Below are 14,230 nucleotides of genomic sequence, written 5' to 3'. Positions count from 1 at the left end.
ACTGACGACGCTTCTCGGTCATGTACAGATCCTCTCTCATCCCGAGATTCACTGTCCAAGATCATTGGTACACCCCATTGCTAGGGTCAGTCGATCATTGGAGACACACCTATCAAAAAGGGGGCCGATGCATGGCAGAAAGAGTTATTCGCCAACTAATCGACGATCTCGACGGAAAGCCCATCGACGACGGGTTCGGGGAGCGAATCCAATTCTCATATCAGGGGACGGACTACCTGATCGACCTGCGCCCGACGAACGCCGACAAGTTCAATGCCGCTCTGCAGCCTTTCGTGAAGGTGGCGGAGAAAGCCGGAAAGGCACGTCGGGGCGCTAAAGGTGATGCGACGGAAAAGGTTACCGGGTCCGGTCGCTCGAAAGAGCAGTTGCAGGCCGTCCGAGACTGGGCGGTCAAGAACGGTTACGACGTGGCTCCACGGGGACGGGTCAAAGCGGAGGTCCTCGATGCATTCGACACTGCGCACTGACCGATCCGCTTGATACGACAGGACATTCACTGCTGACGTCATGTTGGGTGTGGGGCGGGAATTGCTCATCGCACACCCAGCAAGGCCCCAACCCTCTACGTCGACATTGGATTCCGACAATTGTGGAGACACACGCGAGCCAACCGGGTCGAAACACTGACTGCGAACGCTTCGACCTTCTTCACCTGCTAAGGAGCCATTACGCCCAGGTGATTTCCGTCGGAAATAGTCGCCGTCCGCCGCGGAGATAACAACTGCGGAAGAACCCACATGTGTCCATCACGAACCACAGTGACGGAACCTAGCGACGCCACCGCGCACCACCGTCCGCGACCGATGCGATAGATCTCGGTTTCCGACTTCTGTTCGGCTACCCTGCAGGTACTTCGCACCGCTCACGCCAAACCGACTACACCGGCGGATATCACATAGACTGACAATTGTCAGACAAGATCTAGCCAATCTGCCCTTAAACGATCAGCGTTGCAGTCTAGAGAGCCTGTCTCTGTTAACCCGGTGTCGACTCAAACGCCGCGATTGATTTGCAGGTTGAGCCAGTCCGAGATCCACTGGATCGCATTACGGCCCGCGTTGTCGACGACGAGGAAGTTGTAGTTCTGGTGGGCTCCAGATACGAAGAATGACGCTGCGTCGAGCCCCTCCTTCACCAGCGATGCATGGTCGTTGGCGCCTTGCGTGCGGGACATCGAGGTCAACGAATTAGCCAGCGCCGGAAGGTCCAGATTCTGCGTCTGAGTAGTGGTGGTGGCCGTCGAGGACTGCTTGCCGAGCAATGTCGGATCAGTCTTCGTAACTTTGCCGGAGAGCATGTTGACCGCGACAGAAGCCAGTTCGAGTCCGACCGGGACGAGGCCGGTCATAGCAGCCCCGGCTCCGAGCGGGTCGGGAAGCTGTCCAGGCGGTGGTAGCAGCTTCTCGACTGCGGCCCAGGCGATTTCCTGAACCTGGCCGACGAGGTTTGCGAGCTTTATGATGTCGACGCCTCCCAGGATCGATGCGACGAGCGCCGCGACTTGCGAGTAGCCGGACGGATCCGGAATTACCGCCAGAACCTGCGAGACCCAATTCAAATCGACACCAGCGGCCATCTTCACCAACGGGGAGAACTGGTTGTTCAGATCCCCTGCGACCTTATGGGCACCCTGCGCATCAAGCGTAGCGACCTTCTGTGGGAGAAGGTTCAGGTTCGCCAGGATCGCGGGCATATCCAGGGATGCGACACCGGTGGCGAAGTTGAGGATTTGGTTGACGACTACGGTGGGTTTGAGCATGGAGAGTACTCCAGAGGCGGAACCGAGGACATCGCGCGGTGTCGCCAGGAGCGGCGCGATCTGACTATCTAGGGTGCCAGCAGCAGTCGATAGCGAAGTCAGGTCCGGAGATGCCGCCGGTAGTGTCGTGGAGCCCTGGCTGGCGAGCGTGCTTGCGGTGTCGGCGATCGCGGTCACTGTCGAGAGCGCACTGCTGAGATCAGATTTGCCGGCCTTGTCCAGAACCCGGCTTGCGTTGTTTTCGGCTGTCCCGGCGGGAGCTGCAGCGAGCTGCCCGTTCGCAGCAGGATTGGCGGCACCCGATCCAAGTAGTTCGGCGAGCGGGCTCAGCGTGTTCGCCAGCGATGTCGCGTTGGAGGCGACCTGCTTGAGGTCGGTTGCGCCGTCCGTCTTCGATAGTTCTCTGGTCAGGTTGCCAGTGGCTGTGGCGAGGCCGGGAAGGTCGACTTGGGAGAAATCCGATACCAGCGCGGCGGCCAGGCGTGAATTGCCGTCTAACTGGCCGTCACGTCCAGCGCTCGGGGCCTCGGTGAGCACCGAACCCAGCGATCCAAGCAGCGGACTAGAGCCCTTCTGGATCGAGCAATAGAGATCTTTCGGATCGCAGATCGACGCGACCCGTCCCGATAGTTTCCCCATGCCCTGCGGCCGCGGATCAGCGATCCCCTTTCCCGACGGCTGCGGCCCGACGACGGTTTCGCCGTCAGTTCCGGAACCAGGATCTGCGAGGAGCCCGACCGCGAGGACTTGCTCTGCCGTGATGGGGCCGGAGCCATTGCCGATTTCGGATGCGAGATCGCCTGCGATGTCCGCGCCCTGCGAGTACCCGGTGAGGGTGAACTTTGTATTGGAGCACTTTCCTGCGGTCTCGAAGAGCACGTCCTTCGCCCTCGTCAAACCATCAGATTTGCTGTCTGCGTATGTCTTTCCGTTGTCGAAAGCTCGCGCCATATACGGCAACATATAGATCTGCGCCGCGCTACCGTGCTTGTCCGCGAGGCTGTCGGCGATTGGCTTGAGCATCCCGACCGAGACGGTCGGATCCGCACCTTCCCCCGTTTCCCAGGTCCCAGGAATGAACAGGTTAAACGTCGACGGGCAACCTGAGGGCGCGGCGGACCCGATAGCCGGCGCGGTCGCTACGAAGACGCTGACGGCGACTGAAGTTGTTACCAGCAGGCTGACGGCGCGATAGGTGGTCGAATGTGGAAGCTGCATGTAAACCTCGTCTACCTGGGGGAACGTTGCACCTGTCCGCGCGCGGACTGGCTTGAAGCGCCCGATTTCAGGTGAGAGACGTATGGTGCTGTACGGATTGACACCGATCAACGCGCCCTGTGAAAAAATCCAGGAATGCGAATTCAGGTCACTGTCGTCGGTACCGAGCGCAGATCGATGTGGATCACTGAAGGGCTCACAAGGGATCAGCGCAGAGTAGGTTGTCGCAGGAAGACTGCTCGCGGACCGCGGCCAAAGAAACCACGGTAAACCCGTCGTCGGCCCACTCACGACCGGAACCAACGGTGGCAGACCTCCGCAGTTCCCTCGCCAAAGGCTGCAACAGCGTCACGGGCGCGCTCGGAACCATTCTGAGCTTTTAGATCTCGGAAGACTCAGACGATGCTTCGCTCCAGAGGGGACGCAAACACGGTCAGCCTTCAACGCAGACAGCGAGGGCCGTCCTTTGTCTCGGAGGCGCCAGCAATCGTGTCCGATTCACGCTACCGTTCTAAGTTATGGGGACCAGCTTCCACGGACCGAACCCGTGGCCACACATCACTCGCGCAATCCGCACGCGAGGCCCACGCTATGCCGCTATCCCCTATCTCGGACACCTTGCGCCCGAACTACTTCCACTTCGCAGTGGAGACCTTCTGATCGTCAATGCTTCTACCGCGGCGATCCGCGCCCACGCCACTTCACCTGCCGTTCTTGCGCATTACCTCAGCAAGGGCGTTCGTATCCTGTCGTCGTCAACACTGCACGCCAAGGTCATCGTGACGAACCAACGAGCCGTAATCGGCTCGGCGAATGCTTCGGAGAATTCCACATTCACCCATGAAGCGGTCGTCATTTCCGATGACCCTCAAGTGGTTGCCGACAGTCGCGCGTTCATCAACAATATCGACGAAACCACTGCTGTAGACCAGATATTCATCGACAACGCCGCGCGCGAATGGGCATTCGGGCGTGCCGTACCCATACCCGGCATCACCGGCCGAACGCAGAACCTCGACAACGACTTTCTTCCAACTCCGACCAACCGAGTATTTATCAGGCAAGTCAGCGATCACAAGAACCATCCTTCCGTGCGCGCCGTGCCTGTGAAACAGACTTCAACGAAGCAGCTTTCAGTCAATCCGAGCGTGAGATACCGACTCGAAACACTCAGACTCGGAAAACCAAGCAGCATGGCACGGGGGGACGTCGTCATCCGCATCTCCACGGATGACGGCTTGCTATTGCCGCCCGCTGTTCTGATATCCAACCAGGATCGAATACCGGATTCCCCCAGTCAATTTCAGTGCTTTATCCGCGTTTGCAACGACTTGCAACCGCTTCCTGTGGGAGAGGCCGAGGGGTATCTCGTCGATGTCGGGTACCACAGCGCGCAACTGCGGTCCAACCACTACGTTCGCTCGCTCAGTCTTCGGGCCGAACTGTTGGCGTTGTGGAACCTTTGAGTCCTGAGAAACGAATGTTGACGGAATGCGAAGCATTCCTTCGAGTGCGCGAACAGCGCACCGTCAATATGTCGATCCGAGCAATGTACTCACGGAAGTCGAACGTCGCACGACTCTAATGTTCGAATCCGGTGAACGAAATCCTTTGCGCAACTGCGATAAAGAGCATTCCGCGTGAAAATATACGCGGATCGACCTCCCCAACAGAAGTCCCGTCACGATTCGCAGGCGAACACGAAGGCACAAACCCTCCCCGCTGGAAACATACGTTCGGCAATTGACAGGTTAAGGCACCTTTCCGGATCTTTCAGGTGCTCCTCTCGACACGCGACCCAAGCTATCGAGCTCGCAGACGCACCATCGACTGTCCACAGGCCCCCTGTCGCCATCAATCTCCACGACACACAGCAGCAGGCTGCGGAAGCGCAGTCCAACACACGGGTTATATAACCCCTCGCCCCGCGTTCAGTCGCACATGAAGCTCACCGGCGTCTGACAGATTGAGAACCAAGCATCTCCATCCGCTCCTGAAGAATCCAACCCGAATCCGACGCTAAACCCATCATCGAACCGTCGACCGCCAAATTCACCCAAACTCCACCGTCAGCGAAGCCGTAGAGGTGGTCCGTCAAGCCCTCGCTGGTCGGGCCGGCGGTGGGCTGTGGGGGCGGGCCGCCGCAAAATCCCTCAGAACTCCATGGCAACATCAACCACACGCGACACACCGAACAAGCGCGCCTACCCGTATCAGTTACAGATTGGTTCTAGTCTTTCCTCATGGCACAGCACAACAAGGGACCTCGCGGACACATCGCGACTCGTGCTCCCCTCAAGCAGCACAAGGTGTACGAGGATCGGGCCGCCGAACTCGGAATCCCTGCTGGGGATTACTCCGTGCTCATATTGGCCATCACCCACGGACTGGACATCCCGGACTACATCATCGACAAACTGCATCCGGACCAGCTGAGACTTCTCGAGGTCGAGGCAGCTGGATCACTGCGTCGCATCGAGCAACTTGCGGTCGGCGCATGAACTATCCCTAGACAGCGAACAACCCCCAGGGCTTGGCGGCATCGGGGGCTGTCCGTTTATGCGGTTGTGGGAGCTTCCCAGCTCCCTGACCACCACTAACCCAGTGAAGGAAGAGGCGGTGACCACCACTACCTCGAAAGGAAGAGGCGGTGCTTACTCGATGATATCGCAGAAACGCAATTCCGCCATACTCGCGGACGTGTTCACGGTGTCATTTTTGGCACGTCCAGATCACATTTCAGCTTTCATGGCGACCGGGTCACACTTCTGCGTCCCGAATGTCCCATCCGAGCAAGCCAGCACCGTACCCATGGCGGTACCGATGTGCGGCCGCCGGATCGAACAGACCTCCCGAACAACCGCGGCCGTAACGCGCGTACAGCGGATCCGCAGACAGGGAGGCCGCCCCTAGCCGACAACGAACGAAGTGCCCCGATACCTAACTAAACAGCGCAGACCTCTTGAAAAGCACAAAGGCCCCCGAAGGGGGTGATTGGGAGCGGACCGCATCGCGGCGAAATAAGGACTGGCAGGTCCTTGACGTCGACTGAGAACTGGCAGGTTCTCCGACATCTGTTCTCGAACATTCTCGAGAGGTGAGCTTCGAAAGTTAGCGCTTTCTCTGCTCGTACTGCATCCCCTGGAAGGGACTTACCTATGGCAGGTATGTCTCAGGGTAGCGCATACCCTGAATACAGCCCAACTCATTCCATATCACCAACCTTCGGCGTGTCGCACATCGGCACCCAATCCGCTGTTCCTCAATCGACAGAAGTCGACGAATGGCAAGCGGCAGTCGACGATGCTCTCTCACGTATCGCGCGCCTCGAATCCGCTACACGGCAACTCAACGAGTCCACTTACCAGCGTGGACGCTCTTGGTCCCTACCTGTCGAACCAACGGAACAAGCACGCGTTCCAGTGTGGACATCACGCAGGGAATGGCTCCGCCAATTCCGGCATCACACCACCAGCCCGGCCGGCAAGGCGTTGTGCGCGCGCAACCTGATCAAGCCCGACAAGGCTTACGCAGTGGCACAAGCTCACGCACATTTCGCCGAATCCCACACCGGCCGCGGGGTCTCCGCAGCGAAATCAACGATCGCTGCCCGGGCCAAAGTCAGCGAATCCTCTGTCAATCGCGCCAGGCGAGTGCTCATCGCGCTGGGAATGGGCATCGAACACGTCCGGGGACGGAACCTCAAAACCCTGGAGTTTCTGGCTGCTGAAGCCCATCACGGGGGTCAACAGCACCGCGCTGCATCGACATGGTCACTGTCATCCCCTCGAACAATCGTGGCAACGACGCCTCACCGCAAACTCGCCAAGACGCGACCGTCTCGCGCCTCTGAAAGAGCAACCCGCCACAGAGCTCACAACTCTCTGAGGCCCGACGTCAATCGCGTCTATCAGCCCCACAGCAGTCGACCAGGGCCGATAGGAACTGACACCCTATCTAGTGTTGGTTTTTTATCTTTTGAAGTTCTTCCGTTAGGAAGAACTCACCAACGCGCGCACGCGCGAGCCCAGCTCACAACAAAAAAACGAAGCACTTCTCGGATCACACCGCGGCCTCTGGCACTTCAGAGGACTGCAGCCGAACTCGTCAACCATGCGCCGGCTCTCAGATCGACCGGACATATCGGGGCGATCTGTGATCTTCTCCGCGATGTCAAGATCGATACGACGCGATGGACAGGACGTGACATCGCACAGACGCTTTCCCGAGACACAGCAGACCGGGGGTGGATCTGGCCAACAAGATCAAGCCTGATCTCACCGTTGGCATACCTCAGACGCAGGCTCGAGGGGATCGACTGGACCGGAGAATCGCCCAGTGAACAGCGTAAATCGGCCGACCTGGCGCGAAAGAGGGAACAAGAATTACTTGAAAGCTCACATGTTCAACGTACGAAAATGGCAGCGAACCCGGAGCACCGCGCCAAGATCCTAGCCAGCATTCGGGCACACCTGACATGCAAGCAGCAGCATTGAGGCTTTACTGGCCCCAATCCGGCCAAGCAATACACGTCCGAAAAACACGCCTCACGATGATCGACAAGCGTTGCCGAGAAGTGTGGCGATCCGTGGCACAGCACCCTGATGGCCACAGGTGTAAATACTCATGGCGACGTTGATCGGGACACAAAGAACCCGGAGGACAACATTTTGATCTAATACGCGGAGCTCCACAGCCATTTTCGGAGAACTGACCCCGCCCGAGCCAGTCAATGGCGGGCTGGCGGTCCGCTTCTCTGCGCTTGAAGAACGCCGCGCTGGTACGGGTTCAACATCCCAGAGGGGTTGAAACGACTGCCGTTTCCTCCAATGCAGACGCGCCCGTAGGTATTCGGATCGTCTATCGGTCTATCTCTCCGAGACATGTACCTGACTGAGCATCTTTATTTGCGCAGGTAAACGGCTTTTTGTGCAGAGAAGCATTGTGCGATCACTGCGTGTGACGCATGCTTTGCGAGGCATCCTGGTCGCGCATGCCATACATGCAATGCGTGCGTTGCAAGGCATGCATTGCACGTATGGCAGCGCTGTTGCGTGAAACGGTGGGCCATCTTGCGTCGTTCGTAGCCGTCGGCACGGCAGCGCCGGCATCGTGCACGGGATACTTGTAGACGGGAAGCTGTCTCCATCCCCTCCCCCACTCGGTCGAGAAGTGCGTGTGTTTCGGCGTTGCGATTCATGCGTCGCTGTATTCGAAATGTGCCCACCCACCCGAAAGTTCTGCTCGCAAAGCGGCGAAATCAAGCCTGACGGAACTGATTCTTCCCACCCCGTCCCCAAGCCTAATTTCGTCACTGTGATGAAAAGTTAGTGCCTGCTCGGACTCGCTTCGGTCATTCCGTCGCGGCCGAACTTCGACTGATCCGGATCTCCATACGTCCCTTCCCTTACACGTCCGGGTTCACACCGCGACCGACCTTTCGCGCAGAATTTTCGTTTCACCGCGTGCCCCCGCTGTGTCCTGAGATGATTCCGCAATGTTGTTCGTGAGTTAGATGAGCACCCCGACTGGCAGTCAGTCGGCTGTATCTCTCAATAGAATTGGAACCCCCTCCCCTCGATCAGTGTGGTTGTTCGTCCCACGCATGTCTCAGTTTTTTCACCATCCGTGCGGTTCACGTGAGTCCTTCCTTCTGCCCTGGATGTTCGGACCCCGATGGAATGAAATATGTTCTGGCCTTCAAAGGGGTACAGGGTTCTATTGAAGTGCCCCCGGTGCGAACATCAGAAAGTTTCTGAAGTGGCAGGCTGTCTTGCCCGCCTCGCAAGGTTGGCGCGTTCCTTCCATCCCCGCAAGGGCGGTGCATTGGCGGATGGCTGGGCAGGACCGCTCGCGACGGTTGAGCAATTTGTTCTGTGCGCACAGCGGAGATTGCTGAAACCCTATATTTCCGCCTTTAGTCAGTTGGCTGTCCAATAGAGTCCCTTCCACTTCCTTGACAATCTGATCGAGACGGACTGTCACACGTTTCGATTCGTGTCTGGAACGCCTCGCTATCGGGTGATCGTGGCAGCCAAGCTGCTCTTGGTCGGTCGACCTTTTGCAACGGTGTGTGACACTCACGGCAGATGTTTTTCGGTTCGTTCGATGGCAATGAGTGCATTGACCTGCTATTTTGCGGGTTCACGCAATGCGTGGTCTGTATGCACGGCATGCATTGCATGCAGAAGTGAAAGACGTGCGGTGCATGCAAGGCATGTCCTGCTAGCAGCGCATGGCATGCGTGCAATCCTTGTATACCGCGTCATGCGTGCTCTGCGTGCTCTGCGTGCGCTGCGATCGTTGTATGGTTTGCATGCAGAGCAGCGCGTGCGTGCGGAGGTAGCACCGCTAGCGGTGCGTGCAGAGCACGCCATGCGTTGTATGTGATCAGTGCTTGGCTAGCGAGGTACGCATTGTGTGCAAAGCATGCAGGGTTTGCTAGCAAGGCATGGATAGCGTGTCGCGCATGACGTGCATGGGTTGCGGTGAACGCGTGATGAGCATTGCATGCGTTGAACGCAAGGGTTGCACTTGACGCAATTCGTGCATGACACGCGCAGAGTGCAAGGCTTGTACGTCACGCATGACATGCGTGTTATGCTACGCGCGCACGTAATGCACAGTGTGCGTGTTTTGCGAGTGGAGCAGACTTAGCGCGCAATGCATGCAGTGCTTGGATTGCCCGTCACGCACAGTCTGCATGCAGCCCACGTACAGCGTGGATTGCGCACACAGCAAGCAATGCACATATTGCATGCAGCGCGTGGTTTACACGCAATGCACGCCTCGCAAATGTCAACGCCCTCGATGAAAGGTCCGCAATGCAGCCACGCAAAATCGCACTCGGCAACCAGAAGGGTGGCGTAGGCAAGACGGCCTCCACTCTCGGGCTTGCCAGCGCCATCACCGCGGTCGGCGGAAAAGTACTTGTCGTCGACATGGACCAACAGGGCAATACGACCGGCGGCCTCGGCGTCACTCTCGAAGAGGGCATGATGACGGCCTACCACCTCATGAACCAGACCAGAGAAGGCATTGCAGCCGAGGCGATCATTGCCACCCCATGGGATGGCGTCGACCTCATTCCCGCAGACGAAGAGCTCGGCAAAATCGAGTCGGATGGGTCGAATGACCTGGTGTTTCGCCTAGACGTTGCGTTCGAGGGGCTCGACCTTTCTCCTTATGACGCCGTGCTTTTCGACTGCCCTCCCAATATGGGCAAGGTGCTGTTCGCGGTTCTTATTGCAGCAGATGGCGTTGTCGCCATCACTGAACCCACAATCGACAGTGTCGGTGGCGTTCAGAAGCTCGAAGAGACAATCGACACCGTTCGTAAACGGGCGAATCCGAAGCTGGAGTTCGACAAGATCGTGATCAGTCGTAAACGGTCTACCGGCGAACATGAGTTCAGAGAGAGCGAGCTACGGGAAACCTACGGCTCACTCGTCGCCAAGACATCGATCCCGGAACTCGCGGCCCGCCAGGACGCGCACTCGAATCGCACTCCGATTCACCAGTTCAAGGGTGGGAAAGCATTGACGCTGCAACTTGCCTACAGTGACTTGCTCGCTGAGTTGCCCATCGTGATCGGAGCCCCGGCATGAGCGTGAAGCGGGAACCTGCCATTCGTAAGACGCATCCGGCTGAACTCATCCCGGAACGTCCGCCCAGGGGAGACGCGACCCCTGCGGCACCTGCAGCTACGCCACCATCGCCTTCAGCGGATCTCAGTGCCCGCAAAGATGAGGAGGAGAAGCTGTCGATGACCCACAACACGCGCATCAAACCTTCGACCAAGGATCGCCTCCGGCGTGGCGTCGACAAATTGCGGTACGAGACTGGCGATCGCGAAATCAGCGAGGCATCGATGACCGAGGCCGCGCTGGACGAATACTTGAAGGCCAGAGGACTATAGGAGCGTCGCGTGCATGGCGTGCACTGCGTGCACGCATGATGGGTTGTCTTGATTCTTGATTCTTGATTGTGGGGTTCGGCCCCGGGCGAGGGCATCGTGTGTTTCGGCTGGAAGACCTAGTTAGAGGCGCCTGGCACGACAGCCGAGTAGGCATGTGTGGGGGACATTCCAAGGACCTCGATATTGAGAACGGCTGTCGGGTGCGGGCGGGAGGGGAACCGCCGGGGCGGGAAGTCCTTGCTGTGCGCGCAATGCCATGTCCCTCTGATCTGCTGACAGTCCGTTCTGTAGAACTTGGAAGCCTTGGCAGCGCAAAGCCTGGAGCAATTTGCGTGAACAATCCGCTGCAGTCACGCAATTATCACGCAAAATTGCAGACCACCCCACGTCCCTCTGAGATCGACAGGCACGCAGCTGGAACGACATCACTGACGTGCTTTGAGCGCGACGCAAAAAGCATCAGTCGCCTCTCGGATACGACCGCTAGAAATCGCTGTCAACCCTCACCGCACGCAAAACGGGCGAAACGCAAGGAGCTCCCACCAGAGAAAATCTTCCGAAACCAGGAGGAGCCCCGCCGGCGGCAACCAGCGGGACTCCAGACCGAGAACACCCCTTGTAGGAAGGAAAACCCGATCATGGGTGATTTTAGTCTGCGCGCAGCGCGGATCCAGCTTGGAGCACTGATCGCCGCACTTCTCATCGCGATTTTCATCGCAATCGGGATCACCGCAGGCGCATTTGTCCTCTCCTTCGCAGTCCAACGGGACCTCGCGCGCCAAGGAACCATCCCCGAAAACCTCGCATGGATCTTTCCCGTCATCGTTGACAGTGCAATCTTCGGATCCACCGTCGCCATCGTCATTCTGAGCAAACTGAAGATGCATCGACGCGACAAGTACTTCTACGTTGCGGTTGCTGTTGCGGTGGTCGCGATCAGCATCCTCGGGAACGCCTACCATGCGTTCCACTCCGCAACAGTTGCGCAACAGGCCGTTGCGGCAGGTCAGAGTATCGGCTACACGCCTCTCGACCCGGCCGTTGCCGCCATGATCGCGGTCATTCCGCCGGTGCTCGTACTCGCCTTCACGCACGGTCTGGGAATCCTGATCAAAGCAACGGGTATTGCATATTCCGACTACAAGATCGAGATCGACAATGCTGCCGCAGGTGTGGGTACGGTTGCTACGCAAAGCGTCGTCATGCGCAACGAAACAGCTGTAGGAGCCCAGCATTCTTTAGGCGGCGCAGAAACGCATGACGCGCAGGAAAGCGCTCCGCATCCGAGCCCCTCCGAACAAACAGGGTCCTCCGTGGACCCGGAGCCGTCGAACGCAGAGGCGGTGGCGCATGCCGAACTCGAATGGTTCATTGCCACATCGGACCTGCCCGACGCTGTCAAGGAAACCGCACGACGCAAGCTCGCAGACCCGACTCTCACCTGGGAGATGATCGCCCAGACGTCCAACCCTCCTGTCGCAACATCGACCTCGTGGCGCCGATACGAAAAATTCGACACCGCGGCCCGAGCGGCCGGCTTCGATAACCCGCCGCTCATCGACATGCGAGCCTCCGACGTCCACTTCGCCGACCAACTCGTCACTACGACGTGAGAAGCGCCGCAACCCAGCAACGCCGCAGTCTCCGAGAGGGCAGGAAACGCGCCATCATGGAGGGGATGGCCCCCGGGAACTCCCCACAGACTGCAGGTAAGGAACCCGCATTGACTGACCCAGACGACCGACGACACTTGATTGTTCCGCCCGAACCGCTCCAACGACCCCGACAACAACGAGCGCACGACACGAAGGCAAAGATCCTCAAGGCGGCTGCACGCTCCTTCTCGATCGATGGGTATGCCGCCACCTCGTTGAACGACATCATCGCCGAGGCTGCCTCCACGAAAGGAGCGGTGTACTTCCACTTCGACTCGAAAGAAGCGATCGCGAGAGAACTCATCAACCACTGGTTGACCGCGCTCCGCCGAACTCGACAATCAACCGACGAATCCGGACTGCCAGCACTTGAGCAGTTGGCTGCATTCTTCAACGGTTCAGCGGCGTCTATAGCTGACGATGCCCTGGCCCGAGCCGGCCTCAGGCTCACGACAGAAGCAGGTCTCGATACCGCCCCACCCGCGTTCCGCAAGTGGGTGGAACTCGTCAGCCGACTCGTCGATACTGCGATCGCAGACGGACAGCTCCCCGCCTCCGCCGCCCAGCGCCTGGCAGTGAATCTGTGCGCGGGATTTATCGGCGCAGTTCAAGTCATACAGGTACTCGGCGACCCTGGAGATTTCACTTCGCGCATCGACGACTTAGTGAACGCGTATTTGATTTCAGATGCGTAGTTCGCGCGCTGGCGAGGTCGTGAGTAGGGGAGAGGAACCGGACCCAATTCTCGCGGTGACGTCGCCAACCGTGTACACGGTGTACTGCTAATTCCTCGACGGTAGCGAGGCAGTCGCGTCGTCGAGAGGGGTGACAAGGTGCCAGGCTTCCAGAGTCGAATCTTCTAAGCGCTTTGTCTCATAGCGAATATTTCAGCGATCCGAGCCGTGTCGACGTGAAGACGCGACCGTCACTGAGAACGGAGAACACCAAATTTAGATCGACCCGATGAAAGTAGCGGAAACCGTGTGCGTGGGAAGGTGTGCCGCGTCGGGGCCGCTGAGTACTTCATCGATCCTCGCCGCCCGTTGAATGATCGGTTCCACAACTTGCACACGAGGGTGGTACCAAAACGAATCCCACTTCGGTACCATCAGCATATGAGCACGCAGATCGCGGTACGACTACCGGACGAGATCGTGGAATTTCTCGATGACGAAGTCAGGGAACATCGCGCCACCTCGCGAGCCTCGCTAGTGTTGCGCGCTCTCCAACGGGAGCGTCGCCGTCAGATAGCCGCACGAGACGCGGAGATCCTCTCGGCCGCAACACCCGAACATGATCTGAGCCCCCTCGCTCACCACGCCGTGAACCGACAGCCGACAGGCTCGACCTGATGCGACCAATTCACGAAGCCAACCTCGACACAGTTCGGCCGGTCCTCGTACTCACCCGACAGATGGTCCGTCCACACCTCGGGACCGTTACGGTAGCGCCCATCACCGACGAGATCCGAGGACTGTCCACTGAGGTGTCCGTCAGCGCCGCGAACGGACTATCCGCCGACGCGGTGGTCAGTTGCGACCACATTACGACCATTCCCGTCAGTGCACTCGGCAACATCATCGGTTATCTTCTGCCAGCACAAGAAGAATCACTGTCCATAGCCGTGCGCGCCGCATTCGATCTCGAATGAGGACGACA

10 protein-coding genes are annotated in these 14,230 nt (G+C 58.5%); 9 read left to right on the top strand and 1 reads right to left on the bottom strand.

Features of this window, described 5'->3' with window-relative positions:
• The first annotated feature begins 131 nt into the window (after positions 1 to 131).
• Positions 132 to 488, top strand: coding sequence for an Lsr2 family protein (locus R4P65_RS31650; protein ID WP_317829493.1), 357 nt, complete (start codon positions 132 to 134; stop codon positions 486 to 488).
• A gap of 524 nt (positions 489 to 1,012) precedes the next feature.
• Here the strand turns inward: R4P65_RS31650 and R4P65_RS31645 are convergent.
• The gene (locus R4P65_RS31645) at positions 1,013 to 2,998 is read right to left on the bottom strand and encodes a cutinase family protein (RefSeq protein ID WP_317829492.1); all 1,986 of its coding nucleotides are present in this window, start codon (positions 2,996 to 2,998) and stop codon (positions 1,013 to 1,015) included.
• A gap of 518 nt (positions 2,999 to 3,516) precedes the next feature.
• On the opposite strand from R4P65_RS31645, the gene R4P65_RS31640 reads away from it, so the two are divergent.
• From R4P65_RS31640 to R4P65_RS31605, 8 genes are all read left to right on the top strand, one after another.
• Positions 3,517 to 4,464, top strand: a complete 948-nt coding sequence (locus R4P65_RS31640) for a phospholipase D family protein (protein WP_317829491.1) — start codon at positions 3,517 to 3,519, stop codon at positions 4,462 to 4,464.
• A gap of 777 nt (positions 4,465 to 5,241) precedes the next feature.
• Positions 5,242 to 5,499, top strand: a complete 258-nt coding sequence (locus R4P65_RS31635) for a hypothetical protein (RefSeq protein ID WP_007733695.1) — start codon at positions 5,242 to 5,244, stop codon at positions 5,497 to 5,499.
• A gap of 4,323 nt (positions 5,500 to 9,822) precedes the next feature.
• Positions 9,823 to 10,605 carry a ParA family protein gene (locus R4P65_RS31630; protein ID WP_007733691.1) on the top strand — a complete coding sequence of 261 codons (783 nt, stop codon included), beginning with the start codon at positions 9,823 to 9,825 and terminating at the stop codon, positions 10,603 to 10,605.
• The gene (locus R4P65_RS31625) at positions 10,602 to 10,916 is read left to right on the top strand and encodes a hypothetical protein (protein ID WP_030537937.1); all 315 of its coding nucleotides are present in this window, start codon (positions 10,602 to 10,604) and stop codon (positions 10,914 to 10,916) included. Before R4P65_RS31630 ends, R4P65_RS31625 begins: the two co-directional genes overlap by 4 nt.
• Positions 10,917 to 11,554: 638 nt before the next feature.
• Positions 11,555 to 12,529 (top strand): DUF2637 domain-containing protein, encoded by a 975-nt coding sequence (locus R4P65_RS31620; protein ID WP_317829490.1) that lies wholly within the window; start codon positions 11,555 to 11,557, stop codon positions 12,527 to 12,529.
• 110 nt (positions 12,530 to 12,639) lie between these two features.
• A complete protein-coding gene (locus tag R4P65_RS31615; RefSeq protein WP_317829489.1) occupies positions 12,640 to 13,266 on the top strand; it encodes a TetR/AcrR family transcriptional regulator in 627 nt (208 codons plus the stop codon).
• 420 nt (positions 13,267 to 13,686) lie between these two features.
• Positions 13,687 to 13,923 (top strand): YlcI/YnfO family protein, encoded by a 237-nt coding sequence (locus R4P65_RS31610; protein ID WP_317829488.1) that lies wholly within the window; start codon positions 13,687 to 13,689, stop codon positions 13,921 to 13,923.
• Complete coding sequence (locus tag R4P65_RS31605; protein ID WP_317829487.1) at positions 13,923 to 14,222, top strand: type II toxin-antitoxin system PemK/MazF family toxin; 300 nt, start codon at positions 13,923 to 13,925, stop codon at positions 14,220 to 14,222. The genes R4P65_RS31610 and R4P65_RS31605 overlap by 1 nt, the downstream gene beginning before the upstream one ends.
• The last annotated feature ends 8 nt before the right edge of the window (positions 14,223 to 14,230 follow it).

This window comes from Rhodococcus sp. IEGM 1318 (genome assembly GCF_033142465.1).
In the GTDB taxonomy this organism is placed as follows: domain Bacteria; phylum Actinomycetota; class Actinomycetes; order Mycobacteriales; family Mycobacteriaceae; genus Rhodococcus_F; species Rhodococcus_F qingshengii_B.
This window is presented reverse-complemented; position numbering and strand designations above follow the sequence as displayed.